Raw genomic sequence first — 19,515 nt, 5'->3', positions numbered from 1 at the left:
TGAATAGCTAAGCTCAGGGCTCGCCGATGCCCGTTCGAGGTTCTCCCATGTCTGCCCTTGCCCTTGCCCGCACCCTGCTTGAAGGCTTCGACGATTACCGTGAGCACTTTCGCCGGATCACCGACGGCGCCCGTGAGCGTTTCGAAAAGGCCCAGTGGCAGCAGGGGCAGGCGGCGTCGGCGGCGCGGATCAACCTGTATGATGAAAAGGTCGCCGAAGTGACGGCGCGCCTGCGGGCACGCTTCGACAGTGCTGTGTTGTTGCAGAGCAGCAATTGGCCGCAGGTGAAGAGCGCCTACATCGGCCTGATCGACCTGCGCGTCGACGATGAGCTGGCCGAGACCTGGTACAACTCGATCTTCTGCGGCCTCTTCAGCCATGACCTGATCAGCGACGCCTGCATGTTCATCCACACCACGCGGCCAAGCCAGCGCCAGGCGAGGGCGGCGCAGACCCGCCTTTACACGCCGGCCGGGAACCTGTCGGACCTGCTGGCGCGGATCTTCGCCGACTTTTGCTTCAGCGAGCCCTACGCCGACCTGCCCGGCGACGTGCGCCGCCTCCAGGCGCAGTTGCGCGAGAGCCTGCCGGACTGGGTCTGCAAGGACCCGAACCTGAACGTCGAGCTGTTTTCCTCGGTGCTTTACCGCAACAAGGGTGCGTATCTGGTGGGGCGCATTTACACCCCCGACGAACAATGGCCGCTGGTGATCCCGCTGCTGCACCGCGAAGGGCGTGGCATCCAGATCGATGCGCTGATCACCGACGAAGCACAGGTGTCGATCATCTTCTCGTTCACCCGTTCCTACTTCATGGTCGATGTGCCGGTGCCGGCCGATTTCGTCGGCTTTCTGCGGCGCATCCTGCCGGGCAAGCACATCGCCGAGCTGTACACCTCCATCGGTTTCTACAAGCACGGCAAATCGGAGTTCTATCGCGCGCTGATCACGCATCTGGCGACTACCGATGACCGCTTTATCATGGCCCCCGGTGTGCGTGGGATGGTCATGAGCGTGTTCACGCTGCCGGGCTTCAACACCGTGTTCAAGATCATCAAGGACCGATTCTCACCGTCGAAGAACGTCAACCGCGCCACGGTCATCGAGAAATACCGCCTGGTCAAAAGCGTCGACCGCGTCGGGCGCATGGCCGATACCCAGGAGTTCGCCGATTTCCGCTTCCCGCTGAGCAAGTTCGAACCCGATTGCCTGGCCGAACTGCTTGAGGTGGCCGCCGGTACCGTTGAGGTGCAAGGCGACACGGTGCTGATTCGCCACTGCTGGACCGAGCGGCGCATGACCCCGCTCAACCTCTACCTGGAACGCGCCAACCCCGCCCAGGTGCGCGAAGCCCTGGACGACTACGGCCTGGCGATCAAGCAACTGGCGGCGGCGAATATCTTCCCCGGCGACATGCTGCTCAAGAACTTCGGCGTCACCCGCCACGGTCGTGTGGTGTTCTACGACTACGACGAAATCTGCTTTCTCACCGAAGCCAACTTTCGCCACATCCCCGCGCCGCGCACCCCCGAGGATGAAATGGCCTGCGAGCCCTGGTATTCCATCGGCGCGCTGGACGTGTTCCCGGAGGAATTCCCGCCGTTCCTGTTCGCCGATGCCGGCCAGCGCACGCTGTTCGATGAGCTGCATGGCGAGCTGTACGATGCCGACTACTGGAAAGGGCTGCAGCAGGCTATTGGCGAGGGCAAGGTTATCGATGTGTTTCCGTACCGGCGCAGGAAAATCGACGCTGAATAGCGCCGGAACAGCCGAAGTAGGGGATGATTGGCAATTATTTTTGCGGTCTGTGACAATGCCTGACTATTCATCACACGACAGCTCGGATGGTCGAGGTATCAATGAAAATCGAATCAATTCGGTTAAAAAATTTTAAAGTCTTTCGTGACGTACATTTAAAAGATATTCCTCCGTTCTTGATTGTCGTAGGTGCGAATGGTGCTGGCAAGACTTCGCTTTTTGATGTGTTCGGATTTTTACACGATTGTTTGAAGGGGAATGTCAGGCAAGCATTGGACAGTCGTGGACGTTTTCGTGAAGTGCTCAGTCGAGACAGTGATGGAGAGACGATACTGATAGAGATTCAGTATCGAATGCCGATCGCGGGTGTTAATCGTCTGGTTACTTATTCACTGGAAATCGGTGATCGAAATAATATTCCTTACGTCAAACGTGAAATTCTTCGTTATAAGCGCGGGCGTTATGGGAGCCCTTATCGTTTTCTTGATTTTGAAAATGGTCAGGGTTTTGCAATCACCAATGAAGAAGATTTTCAGCGCTCGGATGAAGAGCTGGATCGTGAGTACCAATCGGTTGCATCAGATACTTTAGCAATCAAGGGCCTGGGGCAGTTTGAAAAATTCAAAGCCGCTAATGCGTTCAGGCAGTTGATCGAACAGTGGCATGTTTCCGACTTTCATATTAGCTCTGCTCGTGGCAGGAAAGAACCTTCTGGGGATTCCGAGCATTTATCTGAATCTGGGGATAATCTTCCATTGGTCGCTCGGTATATGTACGAGCAGCATCCAGAGCAATTCAAGAAAATACTTGAGACGATGTCCAGGCGAGTCCCCGGCGTAAAGACAATTGAACCGTTGTTGACGGCCGATGGCTACTTGACGTTAAGGTTTCAGGACGGCGCATTCAAGACCCCGTTTTTGGACCGTTATGTCTCGGACGGTACCATCAAGATGTTTGCATATATGGTGCTGCTTCATGATCCAGCGCCTCACCCGCTGCTATGTGTCGAGGAACCGGAAAACCAGCTTTATCCAACGTTGATGCAGGAGTTGGCTGAAGAGTTTCGAGGTTATGCCTTGCGAGGCGGCCAGGTTCTGGTTTCAACTCACTCTCCGGACTTTTTGAACGCGGCCGAACTGGATGAGGTTTGTTGGCTTGTGAAAAAAGAGGGTGGGACACAAGTGCGCAGAGCGAAAGATGATCCTCAAATATGCGCTTATATGGCAGAGGGTGATCAACTAGGGTATTTATGGAAGCAGGGTTTTTTCGACGGAGCTGACCCTCAATGAGAAGAGAGTTGGTTGTTCTATTGGAAGAGCGCTCTGCCAAGGTTATGTTGGAAAGTTTTCTTCCTAGAGTGCTGGACGAAAAAATCGAATTCAGGTTGATTGCCTTTGAAGGCAAGCAAGACCTCGAAAAGCGTATGGTCATGAGAATGAAAGGGTATATGAACGAATACGCGCGTTTTCTTGTCATGCGTGATCAGGATAGCGATCCCGATTGTATTAATTTAAAAGCTCGATTGATCGAGAAGTGCCATGCTTCTGGTCGTGGAAAGGCGAGTTTGGTGCGTTTGGCATGCCGTGAGCTTGAAACGTTTTATCTGGCAGATCTTAAAGCGGTCGAAACGGCCTTGGGTCTCAAGGGACTCAGTAATAAACAGCATGTCGCAAAGTTTAGAAATCCCGATTATTTGATTTCGCCCAGCCATGAACTTAAAGTTTTAAGCCGGCAAAAATACGAAAAAATAGGAAGTTCTCGTGAAATCGGCCGCTACCTTGATATTGATAATGCACGGTCTGATAGCTTTCGGAATCTTGTTCAGGGTATCAAACGTTTAGAGCGTGAGCTTCTTGCTCTTTGAGGGTCAATATATTCCCGGTTTTATAAGTTAGCATTAATCCGATCCGCCACTTTCAGATGAAGACCTTTACGTACCTGATGACTGACCAAGCGCCCGCTATCGACCAACTGCTGAAAAACCTCGATCACGCCATGCTCGCCGACCGCCACCGCTTGCGGCGGCAGTTGCTTGAGCTGCGCAAGAAACCCGATGAGGAGAAACTGGCGCAGTGGGTGACGCGCATGCAGGCGTCCTGCGCCCAGGTGACCGCGCGGCGCGCCAGCCTGCCGGTGATTCGCTACGACGACAGCCTGCCGATTGCCGCCAAGCGCGATGAAATCAAGGCCGCGTTGAACAAGCATCAGGTGCTGATCATTGCCGGCGAGACCGGCTCGGGCAAAACCACCCAGTTGCCGAAAATCTGCCTGGAGATCGGTCGCGGCCAGTACGGCCTGATCGGCCACACCCAGCCACGCCGGATCGCTGCGCGCAGTGTGGCCAGCCGGGTTGCCGAAGAACTGGCCACACCGTTGGGCGCGTTGGTCGGCTATCAGGTGCGCTTCGAAGACCAGAGCGATTCCAATACCTTGATCAAGCTGATGACCGACGGCATCCTGCTGGCGGAAACCCAGAACGACCGCTACCTGGAACGCTACGACACAATCATCGTCGACGAAGCCCACGAACGCAGCCTGAACATCGACTTTCTGCTCGGCTACCTGAAAACCCTGCTGCCGCGCCGTCCGGACCTGAAAGTCATCATCACCTCGGCGACCATCGACCTGGAGCGTTTCTCCAAACACTTCGACGACGCGCCGATTGTCGAAGTCTCGGGCCGCACCTTCCCGGTGGACACCTGGTACCGGCCGCTGACCCTGGAGCAGGACGAGGAGGGCAACCGCGTCGAGGACGACCTGACCGTCGACCAGGCGATTCTTGCCACGCTGGATGAAATTGCCGCCTACGAGCGCAGCGAACGGCGCAGCCCCGGCGATGTGCTGGTGTTTTTGCCCGGCGAGCGCGAAATTCGCGACGCCGCCGAGATGCTGCGCAAGGCTCAGCTCAAGCACACCGAAATTTTGCCGCTGTACGCGCGTCTGTCGCCGGCCGAACAGCAGCGCATTTTCCAGTCCCACCCGGGGCGGCGCGTGGTGCTGGCGACCAACGTCGCGGAAACTTCGCTGACCGTGCCGGGCATCCGTTATGTGATCGACAGCGGCACCGCGCGCATCAGCCGCTACAGCTACCGCGCCAAGGTGCAACGCCTGCCAATCGAGGCGATTTCCCAAGCCAGCGCCAACCAGCGTAAAGGCCGCTGCGGGCGGGTCGAGCCGGGTATCTGCATACGGCTGTACAGCGAAGAAGACTTTATCGGCCGGCCGGAATTTACCGACCCCGAAATTCTGCGCACCAACCTTGCCGCCGTGATCCTGCAGATGCTGCACCTGCGCCTGGGCGAAATCACCGACTTCCCGTTTATCGAGCCGCCGGACGGCAAGGCGATCAGCGACGGGTTCAACCTGCTGCAGGAGCTGTCGGCGGTGGATCGCAACAGCCAGCTCACGCCGCTGGGCCGCCAACTGGCGCGCCTGCCGGTGGACCCGCGCATGGGCCGCATGCTGCTCGAAGCCGCCAAACTCGGCAGTCTGCAGGAAGTGTTGATCGTGGCCAGCGCCATGTCGATCCAGGACCCGCGCGAGCGCCCGCCAGAGCGTCAGCAGGCCGCCGACCAGGCCCATGCCCAGTGGAAGGACCCGGATTCGGACTTCGCCGGGCTGGTCAATCTGTGGCGCGGCTTTGAAGAGCAGCGCCAGGCATTGACTGCCAGCCCGTTGCGCAACTGGTGTCGCAAGCACTTCCTCAACTACCTGCGCCTGCGCGAATGGCGCGATTCCCATCGCCAGTTGAGCCTGATCTGCCGCGACCTGCAGTTGACCCTCAACAAAGAACCGGCCGACTACCCCAAGCTGCACAAGGCGGTGCTGGTGGGCCTGCTCAGCCAGATCGGGCAGAAGACCGAAGACGGCGACTACCTCGGTGCGCGTCAGCGGCGTTTCTGGATTCACCCGTCGTCGGGCATCGGCAAAAAGCGCCCGCAATGGCTGATGACCGCCGAGCTGGTGGAGACCACCAAGCTGTATGCGCGCATGGTCGCCAAGATCGACGCCGATTGGATCGAACCGCTGGCCGGGCACCTGATCAAGAAAAACCACTTTGAACCGCACTGGGAGAAGAAGCGCGGCCAGGTGGTGGCGTTCGAGCAGATCACCCTGTTCGGGCTGATCGTGGTCGGGCGCCGGCCGGTGCATTACGGGCCGATTGACCCGGTGGTGTCGCGCGAGCTGTTTATCCGTGAGGGCCTGGTGCGTGGCGAGATCCAGTCGCGGGCCAGGTGCCTGAGCGCCAACCAGCAACTGCTGGAACAGCTCGACGAGCTGGAAGCCAAGGCGCGCCGTCGTGACATTCTGGCCGATGAAGAAACCCTGTACGCGTTCTACGATGCGCGGCTGCCGGCAGAGATTCATCAGACCGCCACCTTCGACAGCTGGTACAAAATCAACAGCCAGAAAGACCCGCAACTGCTGATCATGCGTGAGGAAGACGTGCTGGCCCGCGAGGCCAGTGAGGTCACTGCCGCGCATTACCCGGACACCCTGCACCTGGGCGACCTGGCCCTGGCCTTGAGTTATCACTTCGAACCCAACCACCCGCGCGACGGTGTGACCCTGCGCGTGCCGGCGCCATTGTTGCCGGCCTTGCCGCCGGAGCGCCTGGAGTGGCTGGTGCCGGGGGTGATCGAGGCCAAGTGCATTGCCCTGGTGCGCAACCTGCCCAAGGCGCTGCGCAAGAACTTTGTGCCGGTGCCGGATTTCGTCAAGGCCGCGCTGCAGCGCATTGAATTCGGCAACGGCTCGCTGCCCCAGGCGCTGGGGCGCGAACTGTTGCGCATGACCGGCGCGCGGGTCAGCGATGACGCCTGGGCCGAGGCGGCGCAGCAGGTGGAAAGCCACCTGAGGATGAACCTGGAAGTGGTCGACGGGCAAGGCAAGTTCCTCGGCGAAGGCCGCGACCTGGCCGAGCTGACCGCACGTTTCGCCGAAGCCAGCCAGGCCGCGTTGGCCGTGCCGCAGACCGCAAAAAGTCAGGAACCGGTGCAGGCCAGGGCGTTCGCGGCGGTGGCCGAGAAAACCCGGCAGCAGATCGCCGGCCTGTCGATGACGGTGTATCCGGCGCTGGTGGAGGAGAGCGGCACGGTCAAGGAGGGGCGCTTCTCGACGGCTGTCGAGGCCGAGTTTCAGCATCGCCGCGCGTTGCAGCGTCTGCTCCTGCAACAGTTGGCGGAGCCGGCGAAATTCCTGCGCGACAAACTGCCCGGCCTGACCGAGCTGGGCCTGATGTACCGTGACCTGGGGCGCATCGACGCGCTGGTCGAAGACATCCTGCTGGCGAGCCTCGACAGCTGCGTACTGGAAGGTGAAAACAGCCTGCCGCGCGACGGTGCCGGGTTGGCCGCGTTGGCCGAGCGTACACGTGGCGGTTGGACTGAACACGCCGAACGCCTGGCACGCCTGACCCTGGAGGTGCTGAAACTCTGGCATGGCCTGCAAAAGCGCTTCAAGGGCAAGATCGATCTGACCCAGGCGGTGGCGCTGAACGATATCAAGCAGCAGCTAAGCCACCTGGTGTACCCGGGGTTTGTGCGGGAAACCCCGGCACAATGGTTCAAGGAGCTGCCGCGTTACCTCAAGGCCATCGAGCAACGCCTGGAGAAATTGCCGGGCCAGGTGCAAAAGGATCGCGTGTGGAGCACCGAGCTGGGCGGGTTGTGGACGCAGTATGAGAATCGTCTGAAGAAACACGCCCAGGAAGGCAAGCGCGACCCGCAGCTGACACTCTACCGCTGGTGGCTGGAGGAATACCGGGTGTCGCTGTTTGCGCAGCAACTGGGGACCAAAGTACCGATCTCCGACAAGCGCCTGAGCAAGCAGTGGAGCCAGGTAGAGCCCTGATCCGCCGAGTGCACATGACCCTCTGTGGCGAGCGGGCTTGCCCCGCGTTGGGGTGCGAAGCGCCCCCAATCAAGCAAAACTCGGTTTACCTGACACTGCGCAGAGTATGGTTTTGGGGCTGCTGCGCAGCCCAACGCGGGGCAAGCCCGCTCGCCACAACAAGCCCGCTCCCTCAACACGCCCGCTCACCAGTTTGTTGCGCGACAGCGCCAAGGCGGAGCCTCCCGCCTTTAAAACAGCGCTTGTCTGAGAGGTGGCGCCAAAACCCCGGGTTTGTGGCAAACTTCGCGCCCATAAATGCCGGGATCGTCGCAAGGGCTGCGACGCGATGGAATAAAGCGATGCCAGTTTGATGCCACTGGATGGAATCAAACGACTTACAGTTTGGTACTAAAGTGCCAATACCTTCTGCCTGACCTATCCAGAGGAACGACCGTGCATAACGTCGTCATCAGCGGCACTGGCCTGTACACCCCGGCCAACAGCATCTCCAACGAAGAGCTGGTGCAGTCTTTCAATGCTTACGTGCATCAGTTCAACATCGACAACGCTGCCGCCATCGAGCGCGGCGAGGTGCAGGCGCTGACCGAGTCCAGCGCGGCCTTCATCGAGAAAGCATCGGGTATCAAGAGTCGCTTTGTGATGGACAAGGAGGGCATCCTTGACCCGCAACGCATGGCGCCGCGCCTGCCCGAGCGCAGCAATGACGAGTGGTCGGTGCTCTGCCAGATGGCCGTCGCCGCCGCCGAACAGGCGCTGCAGCGTGCAGGCAGGACTGCCGCCGATATCGACGGCGTGATCGTCGCCTGTTCCAACCTGCAACGCGCCTACCCGGCCATCGCCATTGAAGTGCAGGAAGCCCTGGGCATCGAAGGCTTCGGCTTTGACATGAACGTGGCGTGTTCCTCGGCCACTTTCGGTATCCAGAACGCCGCCAACAGCATCAAGCTGGGTCAGGCCCGGGCGATCCTGATGGTCAATCCGGAAGTCTGCACCGGCCACCTGAATTTCCGTGACCGCGACAGCCACTTCATCTTCGGCGACGCGGCCACCGCCGTGCTGCTGGAGCGCGCCGACCTTGCCACCTCCGAGCATCAGTTCGAGGTGGTCAGCACCAAGCTGCTGACCACGTTCTCCAACACCATCCGCAACAACTTCGGCTTTCTCAACCGCGCCGCCGAAGAAGGCATCGGCGCGCCGGACAAGCTGTTCGTGCAGGAAGGCCGCAAGGTGTTCCGCGATGTGTGCCCGATGGTGGCCGAGCTGATCGGCGCGCACCTGGAAGAGAACCAGTTGAACGTGAGCGACGTGAAACGCTTCTGGCTGCACCAGGCCAACCTGAGCATGAACCACCTGATCGTGAAGAAGCTATTGGGCCGCGAAGCCACGGTGGAAGAAGCGCCGGTGATTCTCGATACCTACGCCAACACCAGCTCCGCAGGCTCGGTGATTGCGTTTCACAAAAACCAGGACGACCTGGCCAAGGGCTCTGTCGCCGTGCTCAGCTCCTTTGGCGCCGGCTATTCGATCGGCAGCGTGATCCTGCGCAAGTGCTGATCCTCTGCTTGCAGGCGTGATTGGAGCGGTTTTATCCGGAATGTCGAGGTCTTGAATGGCAGCAGCGGACGACGCGCACCTGCTTGAACGCCTGCTCAAGGGAGAGCAGCAGGCCTATAAGGAACTGGTCACCGCCTACCAGAGCGCCATGCGCGTCGTGGCGTATGCCATCGTTGGCCAGCGCCACGCCGATGAAGTGGTGCAGGACGCCTGGCTGTCGGTGGTGCGCAACCTCGGCAAATTCGAGGGGCGGTCCAGTCTCAAGACCTGGTTGCTGACCATCACGGCCAACGCCGCCAAGGGCCGCTACAAGCAGAACCGTCGGGAAGTGCTGCTCGACGATCTGCCTTCGCCCCATGGCACGATTGGCGCAGAGCGCTTCTCCCCCGATGATGGCCACTGGGCCGTCGCCCCGTATGCCTGGCATCAGGACACCCCGGAAGCCTTGTTGAGCGAAGATGAATTGCGCAATTGCCTGGAGCATACGTTATTGAGTTTGTCGGACTTGCAAAGCAGCGTACTGGTGCTGCGCGAGCGCCAGGGCCTGGAATTGGAAGAAATCTGTAATCTTTTGACACTCTCGCTCTCGAATGTCCGTGTGCTTCTGCACCGAGCGCGGCTGAAGGTGTTCGCCGCGGTGGAACATTTTGAGGAAACGGGAGAATGTTGACCTGTAAAGAACAAGTGGCACGCTCCAGTGATTACCTCGATGGGCAACTGACCTTTCGCGAGCGTCTGCTGGTGCGTCATCACTTGATGTTCTGCCCCAACTGCCGCCGCTTTATCCGTCAAATGCGCCTGATGCAGGCGATGCTCAAGAGGATGCCGCAGGCACCGGTGCCAGAAGTGGATGCCCTGGCCGAACGGCTGGCTGCCGAGCGGCGCAAGGGCGGGTAGCGGAGTTATCAGAACTTGGCTTCAGCATCCAGCTGCAGGGTGTTGGTGTTGGCATCACGCTGCGTACGGCTGGCGAAGTCGGCCTTGGTCAGGAAGTACGTGGCACCGAGGGCGAAGTTCTTGTCGATGTCGTAGCTGACCTTCATCTTGTGACCGCGCGAGCCGGTGGTACCGTTGGCGAAGTCCGAGTCGGTGAAGGCGCCGACCACCGCGTTACGTTGAACATCGCGGTAGTTGTAGTCCAGGTTGAAACCGAACACCTTCGACTTGGCCCCCACCAGCCATGCGGTGTCCTGATCGGTCACGGCATCGTTGTTTTTCACATACTGACCGTAGAACGCCAGAGGCACGGCCAGGCCGCCGATGTCGGCCTGGGCGAAGCCTTCGTACAGGCGGAATTCGTTGTCGGCCGAGTTACCGTTGACCGCCAGTGCGCAAGGCGTCGTGGTGGTTGTGCAGCGGCTGTCGCGGTCGTTCTGGTAGGCGTAGACGCTGCCGCCCAGGGTCATTTTCAGATTGTCGGTGATCGAGAAGCGCGTACCCAGCTGGCCGGACGTCAGGCGCAGGTCGTGGCGAAACTGCACGCCGTCGCCGTCCACGTTGTCTTTGAGGTTGTAGTTGCCCAGGCTGCCGAACAGTTCGGCGCTGCTGCCCAATGGGTATTTGTAGGTGACTGCCAGGCCTTCGGGGTTGATGTCGCTGTCCCAGATCACGTCGCCCATGCTCACCCACGGTTGCAGCATCTTGCCGCCGATCACGTGCAGGTTCTTGATCTGGTCCGGGTGGTAGTCGATGTAGCCGAGGTCCAGCCAGATCGATTTTTTGTTGAAATAACCGTCCTGGTCCTGGTTGGTGGAGCGCGCATCGTCGCCACCACCGGTGGCGATACGGATGCCGGTGTCCACTTGCGGGTTGATCTCGGTGTAGGCGCCCAGGCGCGCACGGATCCGTTGACGGTCCTTGTCACGCCCGCCGTTGTTGGGCTCGCCGTCGATCTTGATGGTTTCCTGACGGAACCGCACGTCGCCCTTGAACTGAGTCTTGGCGGCCCAGGCCAGCTTCTGGTCGAACGTGCTCAGGTCATTGGTCTTTTTCGCGGTGGCGGCGATCTGTTCGTTGCTCTCTTGCTGAGCTTGCCGCGCGATCTGCTGTTCTTTCTGATCCTTGGCGAGTTCGGTTTGCAGTTCGGCGTACTGCGCCGCAGTGATCTGGCCGTTGGCCTTGAGCATGTCGAGCAATTTAGCGTCGACTGCGGCGCTGGCCGGCACGCTCAGGGCCAGTAACAGGCCGCCGCACAGGACCGCCGCAGTTTTGGTGGAAGCAAGACGCATATCAATCTCCGAAAGTGAGGAGGAGGGAATAGACCCTCCAGGACACGAACGCCCGATGACGGACGGCAAAAATGGCTATTTGGTTAGAATCAGATGCTCTAAAAAACTCGGTCAGTATCACTTCCGTTTATGACGGAGTGGTGGCTATGTGATTTCATCTTGATGACAACCGCCTGGCGCGCGGAACTATTGGTCTAGAGCCCTGTCCGCGGTTTTTCGAGGTGTGAACGGCTACCGTGATGAGCGATACTCGCCAGGCTTCTACGCCAACCACCAGTGAGGATGCCGATGCCGTTGCAACGTCTGGACAAACTGTGCGAAATCGCCCCGTCGGTGTGGGATGCCCTAGTGCCCGAGGGCCAGCCGTTCGTTCGGCATGCCTTTTTGAGTGCGCTGGAAGACAGCGCCAGCCTGGGCCCGCAGTCGGGCTGGCAGCCCGAGCATCTGCTGCACTGGGAAGGTGATCGGCTGGTGGCAGCATTGCCCGGTTATCGCAAGTGGCATTCCTACGGCGAGTATGTGTTCGACCATGGCTGGGCCGATGCCTGCGCGCGTGCCGGCATCGACTACTACCCCAAGCTGCTCATGGCGGTGCCATTCAGCCCGGTAAGCGGGCCGCGCCTGCTGGCGGCGAGTGCCGAGGACGGTTTCGAGTTGCTCAACAGTTTGCCGGGCTACCTGGAAATAGAAGGGCTCTCCAGTGCGCATATCAACTTCACCGACGTGCTGGCCGATGACGCCTTGACCCGGCAGCCGGGCTGGCTGCAGCGCCTGGGCTGCCAATTTCACTGGCAAAACCGGGGCTACCGCGATTTTCAGGATTTTCTCGACGCCTTGAGTTCACGCAAGCGCAAACAGATGCGCAAGGAACGGGAACAGGTGGCGGGGCAGGGCATCGAGTTCGAGTGGCTGCACGGCCATCAACTGAGCGAAGCACAATGGGATTTCGTCTACGCCTGCTACGCCAACACCTACGCGGTACGCCGCCAGGCACCTTACCTGACCCGCGCGTTTTTCAGCCTGTTGGCCGAGCGCATGCCCGAGATGATCCGCGTGGTGCTGGCCAAACAGGGTTCGCGCCCGGTGGCGATGGCGTTCAGCCTGGTCGGCGGTGACAGTTTCTACGGCCGTTACTGGGGCTGCCTGGCCGAATTCGACCGTCTGCATTTCGAGACCTGTTTCTACCAGGGCATGGACTACGCCATCGCCGAAGGCCTGCAACGCTTCGACGCCGGCGCCCAGGGCGAGCACAAACTGATTCGCGGGTTCGAGCCGGTGATCACCCACTCGTGGCATTACCTGCGCCATCCGGGGTTGAAGAATGCCGTGGAGGATTTCCTGGAAAGGGAGCGTGTGGGGATTCTGGCGTATGCCGAAGAAGCAAGGGCAGCCCTGCCGTATCGGCAGGGCTGACCGGACCCTGTCTCAGCTTGCCCTCTTTTCCATACTCAAAACGTGCACACCTCAGTCGATTCCGACAAACCCACCCGTCTGGTGCTGCCACAGCCGTGCATACAGGCCACCGTGTGCCAGCAGCTGCGCATGGTTGCCGCTTTCGGCGATCCGGCCCTTCTCCAGCACCACCAGGCGGTCCATGCGTGCGATGGTCGACAGTCGGTGCGCAATCGCAATCACGGTCTTGCCCTGCATCAGGGTTTCGAGGCTTTCCTGGATCGCCGCTTCCACTTCCGAGTCCAGTGCCGAGGTGGCTTCGTCCATGATCAGAATCGGCGCGTCCTTGAGCAGCACACGGGCGATGGCGATACGCTGACGCTGCCCGCCGGAGAGTTTGACGCCGCGCTCGCCCACATGCGCGTCCAGCCCGGTGCGGCCCTCGGCGTCAGAGAGCAGCGGGATGAACTCATCGGCGCGCGCCTTGTGGATCGCGGCCCAGAGTTCTTCGTCGGTGGCGTCGGGCTTGCCGTACAGCAAATTGTCGCGGATCGAGCGATGCAGCAGCGACGTGTCCTGGGTGATCATGCCGATCTGCTCGCGCAGGGTTTCCTGGGCGACTTCGGCGATGTTCTGGCCGTCGATCAGGATGCGTCCGCCTTGCAGGTCGTAGAGGCGCAGCAGCAGGTTGACCAAGGTTGACTTGCCCGCGCCCGATGGACCGATCAGGCCGATCTTTTCCCCGGCCTTGATCTCAAGGTTCAGGCCGCCAATGATCCCGCTCTGCTTGCCATAGTGGAAATCCACCTGCTCAAAGCGCACCTCGCCATGGGGGACTTGCAGGCGCTGGGCGTTGTCGCGGTCGATCACGGCCAGGGGTTGTGCGATGGTTTTGAGGCCGTCCTGCACCATGCCGATGTTTTCGAAAATGCCGTTGACCACCCACATGATCCAGCCGGACATGTTGACGATGCGGATCACCAGGCCGGTGGCCAGGGCAATCGCGCCCACCGAGATGAGCGAGTGCGTCCACAGCCACAGCGCAAGGCCGGTGGTGGTGACGATCAGCAGGCCGTTCATGGTGGTGATCACCACGTCCATGCTGGTCACCACGCGGCTGGCCAACTGGGTTTTTTCGGTCTGCTCGATGATCGCTTCCCTGGCGTATTCCTGCTCGGACCGGGTATGGGCGAACAGCTTCAAAGTGGTGATATTGGTGTAGCCGTCGACAATACGGCCCATCAGCTTGGAGCGCGCTTCGGAGGAAATCACCGAGCGGTCCTTCACCCGCGGAACGAAGTAACGCAGCGTGAGGCTGTAACAGACGATCCAGGTTACCAGCGGGATCATCAGACGCCAGTCGGCCTCGGCAAACAGCACCAGGGCGCTGATGGCGTAAATGGCCACGTGCCAGATCGCGTCCACGGCTGCCACGGCGGAGTCGCGCAGGGAGTTGCCGGTCTGCATGATGCGCTGGGCGATACGCCCGGCAAAATCGTTCTGGAAGAAATTCAGGCTCTGCTTGAGTACATAGCTGTGGTTTTGCCAGCGGATCAGGCTGGTCATGCCGGGGCTGATGGTCTGGTGCACCAGCAGGTCGTGCAGCGCGCCGAAAATCGGGCGTAGCAGCAGGGCGACCACGGCCATCCAGATCAGCTCGGCGCTGTGCACCTGGAAGAAGTCGGCTGGGGGCGTGCCCTGGGCCAGGTCGATGATGCGGCTCAGGTAGCTGAACAGCGCGACTTCGATCAAGGCGCCGATCAAACCCACCACCAGCAAGGCGGCAAAATGCGGCCACACCTGGCGCAGGTAGTAAAGGTAGAAGGGCAGGACTTTATCGGGCGGGGCGGCGCTGGGCGCGTCGCGGAAGATGTCGATCAGTTGTTCAAAACGACGATAGAGCATGGGTTGACACCCGCCGGGCGGGCTCTCCTTTCAAATGCGCGCGCGGCCTTGTGGGCCGCGCACGGAACTCCCTGCAAACCTTAGTCGATGCGCTTGGCCGACTTGATCAGGACAGGGTCGATTGGCACGTTCTGCATGCCTTGCTTGGTGGTGGTCTGGGAGTTGACGATGACGTCCACCACGTCCATGCCCTTGACCACTTTGGCGAATACCGCGTAACCGGCATCGCGACCCGGGTCGAGGAAAGCGTTGTCGGCCACGTTGATGAAGAACTGGCTGGTGGCCGAATCCGGGTTCGAGGTACGCGCCATCGACAGCGTCCCGCGTACGTTATGCAGGCCGTTGCTGGCTTCGTTCTTGATCGGCGCTTCGGTCGGCTTCTGCGACATCTGCTGGGTGAACCCGCCGCCCTGGACCATGAAGCCTGGAATGACCCGGTGGAAAATCGTGTTGGTGTAGAAACCCTTGTCCACATAGGCCAGGAAGTTTTTGGTACTGATCGGCGCCTTGACCGGGTCCAGTTCGATTTCAATGTCGCCGTTGGTGGTGGAGATCAATACATGCGGGGGCTTGGCCGGCTGGGCCGCCATCAGGTTGGCGGCAAACAGTACGGAACCGGCAAAGAAGGCAATTTTTTTCAGCATGGGGTCAGTGATCCTGAGTGGTGGTGTCGAGTGGTCGTGTTCGGCGCAGTGACAGGGTTAGGACAGGTCAGCCGGGTGCGTTGTTCCTGCTGATCCCGGCCCGCCGTTGTGTCCAGCGGGCGAGATAAGCACGTTTGCGGTGGTTTGCCCAGCATAGTGGCCTGGGTGAGCGCCGTTTCAGCTTTGCCGTGGGGCGGCGAAAGGCGCGTCCAGCGGCGCCGTGTCAAAGCTGCGCAGCAATTCAACCAGAATTTGCGTGGCCGGCCCCAAGGGTTTGTCCTTATTGGAGTACAGATAAAACGTGGGGTGACGGCTGGCTCCCTGCTCCAAGGGTAGCTGCTTGAGTACGCCCTCGGCGATTTCGCGTTCGATCAAATGCCGGGGCAGCCACGCAAAGCCCAGGCCGCTGCCCACGAAGGAGGCAGCGGTGGCCAGGCTGCCGACGGTCCAGCGCTGCTCGGCGCCGAGCCAGCCCACGTCGCGCGGCTGTTGACGCCCGGAGTCGCGAATCACCACTTGCATCTGGCTTTCCAGGTCCTGGAAGCTCAGCTCGCGATTCATGCGGTGCAGAGGGTGATCCGGGTGGGCGACGGCAATGAACTCCACGTCGCTCAGTTCGGTGCCCAGGTAACCGGCAATGCTGAAGCTGCAGATCGCCAGGTCGGCCACGCCTTCAATCAACAGTTCTTCCACGCCCGACAGCACCTCTTCACGCAGGCGCACGCGGCAGCCACGGCTTTGCGGCATGAACGCGGTCAGCGCACGCACCAGCCGTGTGTTGGGGTAGGCGGCATCCACCACCAGCCGCACTTCGGCTTCCCAGCCTTGTTCCATATGGTGGGCGAGGTCTTCCAACTGGCTGGCGTTCTTGACCAGTTGGCGGGAACGGCGCAGCAGCACTTCACCGGCGTCGGTGAGTACGGCCTTGCGCCCGTCGATGCGCAACAGCGGCACACCGAGCTGGTCCTGCATGCGCGCCACGGTGTAGCTCACCGAGGACTGCGATCGGTGCAGCGCTTCGGCGGCCTGGGCGAAGCCGCCGTGGTCGACCACGGCCTGCAGCGTGCGCCATTGATCAAGGGTAACGCGGGGCGCTTTCAAGATGGGTTCCTCTTGTCCTAAGCTGACAGTCCTTATTGGAGACTGCCGAATGAGAAAATTGTGTTGTGTGCTGCTGGCGCTGCTGCCGATCAGTGCGTTTGCCTACCCCATCGATGTGAGCAAGAAAATCGAAGGCGTAAGCATTGATTACACGGCCTCGGACGTCGACGCCGACATCAGCTCGATCCAGTTGAGCAACTACGGCACCCACGACGCGGTGTGTTCGGTCATCTTTACCAACGGTCCCGAATCGCCGCGTCGCCGCACGGTGACGGTGCCAGCCGGTAAAAACACCAACACCACGGTCAAGTTCAATCGCGCGATTATCAAGATGCGCATTGCCTTGACCTGCGGCCCAAAATAAAGCGGCAGCGGGGCATGCCTTTGCTTATAAACAAATTTATAGATGGTTTATAGCAGTTTTTTGCGCTTTTTTATCGAGTTAGCCCTGGTTAGTCTTCGCTCCATCGACTTACATCTTTTGCAGATGAAGCCTACAAGCGGGCGTGCAACGTTCTGATCATCGAACACAGCGGCCAGCAAGGCAGTGTTTGCTCCGGCCGCCTGATCCTTTAATCGTCAGATAATCGCGCGCTGTTTATATGGCCCCACGCAAACCCTTCAAGTACGCGTACGAACCTCCCTTTGCACTTGTTGCTCCTGAGTGCTCCTGCCCGACTGCCGCTTTAGCGAGGTCGGGTTTTTTTTGCCCCGAGTTTCTTCAAACGTCGAAAACCTTTAATGTCCCGCCCATTCGAAACGAGGCGCGCATGGGCTATCTACTGGTTGTCACCCTGATTCAGGCATTTTCCTTCAGCTTGATCGGCGAATACCTCGCCGGTCACGTTGACAGCTACTTCGCGGTGTTGGTGCGCGTGGTGCTGGCCGGCTTGATCTTTCTCCCGCTGACCCGCTGGCGCTCGGTGGAGCCGGCCTTCATGCGCAGCATGCTGGTAATCGGCGCGCTGCAGTTTGGCGTGACCTACGTCTGCCTGTACCTGAGCTTTCGCGTATTGACGGTGCCGGAAGTGCTGCTGTTCACCATCCTCACGCCGTTGCATGTGACGCTGATCGAAGATGCTCTCAACCGGCGCTTCAACCCGTGGGCGCTGGTGGCGGCACTGGTGGCGGTGGCGGGCGCGGCGGTGATTCGCTTCGACCAGATCACCCCGAACTTCCTGATGGGTTTCCTGCTGCTGCAACTGGCCAACTTCACCTACGCCGCCGGGCAGGTCATGTACAAGCATCTGGTGGCGCGCTATCCGAGCGATCAGCCGCACTACCGGCGTTTCGGTTATTTCTACCTGGGGGCGTTGTTGGTGGTGTTGCCGGCGTTCCTGCTGTTCGGCAAGGCCGACTTTCTGCCGCAGGCGCCGTTGCAGTGGGGCGTGTTGCTGTTCCTGGGCCTGGTCAGCACCGCATTGGGCATGTACTGGTGGAACAAGGGCGCGTGCCTGGTTAATGGCGGCACGCTGGCGGTGGTCAACAACCTGCATGTGCCGGTGGGGCTGTTGCTGAACCTGCTGATCTGGAACCAGCATGAGCCGCTGGGGCGCCTGGCGTTGGGTGGGTTGGTGATTCTGGGGGCGGTGTGGATCAGCCGGCTGGGTATTCGCAGGGCGCCGGCTCACCCCTGAAGCGTCAGATGGCGCTGTTTTCCTGCACGGGCAAAGGGCTGAACACGCCCGCCCGCAGGTCATTGCCGCTTGGCTGCTGATACAGGCTCAAGCCAAATTCCGGCAACACCGCCAACAGGTAATCAAAAATATCCCCCTGGATCCGCTCGTAATCCGCCCACGCGGTGGTGCGGGTGAAGCAGTAGATTTCCAGCGGCACGCCCTGGGCGGTGGTTTGCATCTGGCGCACCATGCAGGTCATGTTCGGCTGAATGTCCGGATGGCTTTTCAGATAGGCCAGGGCGTAGGCGCGGAAAGTGCCGAGGTTGGTCATGCGGCGGCGGTTGGCCGACAGCTGCGCACTGTTACCCTGAGCTTCGTTCCAGGCCTTGAGTTCGGCCTGCTTGCGGCTGATGTAGTCGGTGAGCAGGTGAACCTGGGTCATGCGCACTTCTTCGTCATCGCGCAGAAAGCGCACGCCGCTGGCATCGATAAACAGGCTGCGCTTGATGCGGCGCCCGCCCGAGGCCTGCATGCCGCGCCAGTTCTTGAACGACTCGGACATCAGGCGCCAGGTGGGGATGGAGACGATGGTTTTGTCAAAGTTCTGCACCTTGACGGTGTGCAGGGTGATGTCCACCACATCGCCGTCGGCGCCCACCTGAGGCATCTCGATCCAGTCGCCCACGCGCAGCATGTCGTTGCTGGTGAGCTGCACGCTGGCGACGAATGACAGCAGGGTGTCCTTGTACACCAACAGGATGACCGCCGACATGGCACCCAGACCGGACAGCAGCAACAGCGGCGAGCGGTCTATCAAGGTGGCGACGATGATGATCGCGGCAAACACGAACAACACCATTTTCGTCAACTGCACATAGCCCTTGATCGAGCGGGTGCGGGCGTGCTCGGTGCGCGCGTAGATGTCCAGCAGCGCGTTGAGCAGGGCGCTCACGGCCAGCGTCATGAACAGGATGGTGATCGCCAGGGCGACGTTGCCGATAAACAGGATGGCGGTCTTGCTCAGGTCCGGCACCAGGTACAGACCGAACTGGATTACCAGGGACGGCGTCATCTGTGCCAGGCGATGGAAGACCTTGTTGTGCCGCAGGTCGTTGAGCCAGTGCAGGGACGGTTGCCGGCCAAGCAGCTTGACCGCGTGCAGGATGAGGTATCGCGCCACGCGCCCGAGCAGCAGGGCCACCACCAGCAATACCAGCAGACCGAGGCTGGAATGCAGCAGCGGATGCTCGTCGAGGGTGCCCCAGAGATCTTGCACGTTGCGCCACAGCTGTTTGATATCCATGGGTAAAGCCGATTCCTCTGTAAGACAAGACGGGGCCGATTAGAGCATTTAAGTGCGCTGAAGTTGACGCCATGGACAAATACACTCACAAAAAAGCTGCCGATTCGCACTGTTCGCGTAAAGAAACTCGGTTTGGACGCCCGAAACCGTTACCCT

Annotated in this window: 15 protein-coding genes; 10 read left to right on the top strand and 5 right to left on the bottom strand. The window is 60.2% G+C overall.

Annotated elements, in window-relative coordinates:
- Window positions 1–47 precede the first annotated feature (47 nt).
- The 7 genes from aceK (at window position 48) to TU79_RS17385 (ending at window position 10,064) form a co-directional block, all read left to right on the top strand.
- Entirely contained in the window at window positions 48–1,757 is a 1,710-nt protein-coding gene (aceK, locus tag TU79_RS17415; RefSeq protein WP_139136752.1) for a bifunctional isocitrate dehydrogenase kinase/phosphatase, read from the top strand.
- A gap of 101 nt (window positions 1,758–1,858) precedes the next feature.
- Complete coding sequence (locus TU79_RS17410) at window positions 1,859–3,046, top strand: AAA family ATPase (protein ID WP_057009256.1); 1,188 nt, start codon at window positions 1,859–1,861, stop codon at window positions 3,044–3,046.
- Window positions 3,043–3,621, top strand: a complete 579-nt coding sequence (locus TU79_RS17405) for a DUF4276 family protein (protein ID WP_057009142.1) — start codon at window positions 3,043–3,045, stop codon at window positions 3,619–3,621. The genes TU79_RS17410 and TU79_RS17405 overlap by 4 nt, the downstream gene beginning before the upstream one ends.
- 77 nt (window positions 3,622–3,698) lie before the next feature.
- Window positions 3,699–7,610 carry an ATP-dependent RNA helicase HrpA gene (gene hrpA, locus TU79_RS17400; RefSeq protein WP_057009141.1) on the top strand — a complete coding sequence of 1,304 codons (3,912 nt, stop codon included), beginning with the start codon at window positions 3,699–3,701 and terminating at the stop codon, window positions 7,608–7,610.
- A 435-nt stretch (window positions 7,611–8,045) separates the two neighbouring features.
- On the top strand, window positions 8,046–9,167 hold the full coding sequence (locus TU79_RS17395) for a beta-ketoacyl-ACP synthase III (RefSeq protein ID WP_057009140.1): 1,122 nt from the start codon (window positions 8,046–8,048) through the stop codon (window positions 9,165–9,167).
- 55 nt (window positions 9,168–9,222) lie between these two features.
- Complete coding sequence (locus tag TU79_RS17390) at window positions 9,223–9,837, top strand: RNA polymerase sigma factor (RefSeq protein WP_057009139.1); 615 nt, start codon at window positions 9,223–9,225, stop codon at window positions 9,835–9,837.
- Entirely contained in the window at window positions 9,831–10,064 is a 234-nt protein-coding gene (locus tag TU79_RS17385) for an anti-sigma factor family protein (RefSeq protein WP_057009138.1), read from the top strand. Before TU79_RS17390 ends, TU79_RS17385 begins: the two co-directional genes overlap by 7 nt.
- 8 nt (window positions 10,065–10,072) lie before the next feature.
- Here TU79_RS17385 and TU79_RS17380 read toward each other — a convergent pair whose 3' ends face one another.
- On the bottom strand, window positions 10,073–11,395 hold the full coding sequence (locus TU79_RS17380; protein ID WP_057009137.1) for a putative porin: 1,323 nt from the start codon (window positions 11,393–11,395) through the stop codon (window positions 10,073–10,075).
- A gap of 288 nt (window positions 11,396–11,683) precedes the next feature.
- Here TU79_RS17380 and TU79_RS17375 point away from each other — a divergent pair, with 288 nt between their 5' ends.
- Entirely contained in the window at window positions 11,684–12,808 is a 1,125-nt protein-coding gene (locus tag TU79_RS17375; RefSeq protein WP_057009136.1) for a GNAT family N-acetyltransferase, read from the top strand.
- Window positions 12,809–12,859: 51 nt separating this feature from the next.
- Here the strand turns inward: TU79_RS17375 and TU79_RS17370 are convergent, their stop codons facing one another.
- The 3 genes from TU79_RS17370 to TU79_RS17360 form a co-directional block, all read right to left on the bottom strand.
- The gene (locus tag TU79_RS17370) at window positions 12,860–14,692 is read right to left on the bottom strand and encodes an ABC transporter ATP-binding protein (protein WP_057009135.1); all 1,833 of its coding nucleotides are present in this window, start codon (window positions 14,690–14,692) and stop codon (window positions 12,860–12,862) included.
- Window positions 14,693–14,772: 80 nt separating this feature from the next.
- Window positions 14,773–15,336 carry a peptidylprolyl isomerase gene (locus TU79_RS17365; RefSeq protein WP_057009134.1) on the bottom strand — a complete coding sequence of 188 codons (564 nt, stop codon included), beginning with the start codon at window positions 15,334–15,336 and terminating at the stop codon, window positions 14,773–14,775.
- Between the two features lie 177 nt (window positions 15,337–15,513).
- Window positions 15,514–16,437, bottom strand: a complete 924-nt coding sequence (locus TU79_RS17360; RefSeq protein WP_003230476.1) for a PA3225 family LysR-type transcriptional regulator — start codon at window positions 16,435–16,437, stop codon at window positions 15,514–15,516.
- Window positions 16,438–16,486: 49 nt separating this feature from the next.
- On the opposite strand from TU79_RS17360, the gene TU79_RS17355 reads away from it, so the two are divergent.
- A complete protein-coding gene (locus TU79_RS17355) occupies window positions 16,487–16,801 on the top strand; it encodes a hypothetical protein (RefSeq protein ID WP_057009133.1) in 315 nt (104 codons plus the stop codon).
- 406 nt (window positions 16,802–17,207) lie between these two features.
- Window positions 17,208–18,074: a carboxylate/amino acid/amine transporter gene (locus TU79_RS17350; RefSeq protein WP_057009132.1), complete on the top strand. Its 867-nt coding sequence runs from the start codon at window positions 17,208–17,210 to the stop codon at window positions 18,072–18,074.
- Window positions 18,075–18,078: 4 nt separating this feature from the next.
- Here TU79_RS17350 and TU79_RS17345 read toward each other — a convergent pair whose 3' ends face one another.
- The gene (locus tag TU79_RS17345; RefSeq protein ID WP_057009131.1) at window positions 18,079–19,359 is read right to left on the bottom strand and encodes a mechanosensitive ion channel family protein; all 1,281 of its coding nucleotides are present in this window, start codon (window positions 19,357–19,359) and stop codon (window positions 18,079–18,081) included.
- Window positions 19,360–19,515 lie beyond the last annotated feature (156 nt).

The sequence above is a fragment of the Pseudomonas trivialis genome (genome assembly GCF_001439805.1).
In the GTDB taxonomy this organism is placed as follows: domain Bacteria; phylum Pseudomonadota; class Gammaproteobacteria; order Pseudomonadales; family Pseudomonadaceae; genus Aquipseudomonas; species Aquipseudomonas trivialis.
This window is presented reverse-complemented; position numbering and strand designations above follow the sequence as displayed.

What these genes read in the sequence shown, in the direction of transcription:
- aceK (WP_139136752.1), top strand. Translation starts at nt 48, where the DNA reads ATGTCTGCCCTTGCCCTTGCCCGCACCCTGCTTGAAGGCTTCGACGAT.
- TU79_RS17410 (WP_057009256.1), top strand. Translation starts at nt 1,859, where the DNA reads ATGAAAATCGAATCAATTCGGTTAAAAAATTTTAAAGTCTTTCGTGAC.
- TU79_RS17405 (WP_057009142.1), top strand. Translation starts at nt 3,043, where the DNA reads ATGAGAAGAGAGTTGGTTGTTCTATTGGAAGAGCGCTCTGCCAAGGTT.
- hrpA (WP_057009141.1), top strand. Translation starts at nt 3,699, where the DNA reads ATGACTGACCAAGCGCCCGCTATCGACCAACTGCTGAAAAACCTCGAT.
- TU79_RS17390 (WP_057009139.1), top strand. Translation starts at nt 9,223, where the DNA reads ATGGCAGCAGCGGACGACGCGCACCTGCTTGAACGCCTGCTCAAGGGA.
- TU79_RS17385 (WP_057009138.1), top strand. Translation starts at nt 9,831, where the DNA reads ATGTTGACCTGTAAAGAACAAGTGGCACGCTCCAGTGATTACCTCGAT.
- TU79_RS17380 (WP_057009137.1), bottom strand. Translation starts at nt 11,395, where the DNA reads ATGCGTCTTGCTTCCACCAAAACTGCGGCGGTCCTGTGCGGCGGCCTG.
- TU79_RS17375 (WP_057009136.1), top strand. Translation starts at nt 11,684, where the DNA reads ATGCCGTTGCAACGTCTGGACAAACTGTGCGAAATCGCCCCGTCGGTG.
- TU79_RS17370 (WP_057009135.1), bottom strand. Translation starts at nt 14,692, where the DNA reads ATGCTCTATCGTCGTTTTGAACAACTGATCGACATCTTCCGCGACGCG.
- TU79_RS17365 (WP_057009134.1), bottom strand. Translation starts at nt 15,336, where the DNA reads ATGCTGAAAAAAATTGCCTTCTTTGCCGGTTCCGTACTGTTTGCCGCC.
- TU79_RS17355 (WP_057009133.1), top strand. Translation starts at nt 16,487, where the DNA reads ATGAGAAAATTGTGTTGTGTGCTGCTGGCGCTGCTGCCGATCAGTGCG.
- TU79_RS17350 (WP_057009132.1), top strand. Translation starts at nt 17,208, where the DNA reads ATGGGCTATCTACTGGTTGTCACCCTGATTCAGGCATTTTCCTTCAGC.
- TU79_RS17345 (WP_057009131.1), bottom strand. Translation starts at nt 19,359, where the DNA reads ATGGATATCAAACAGCTGTGGCGCAACGTGCAAGATCTCTGGGGCACC.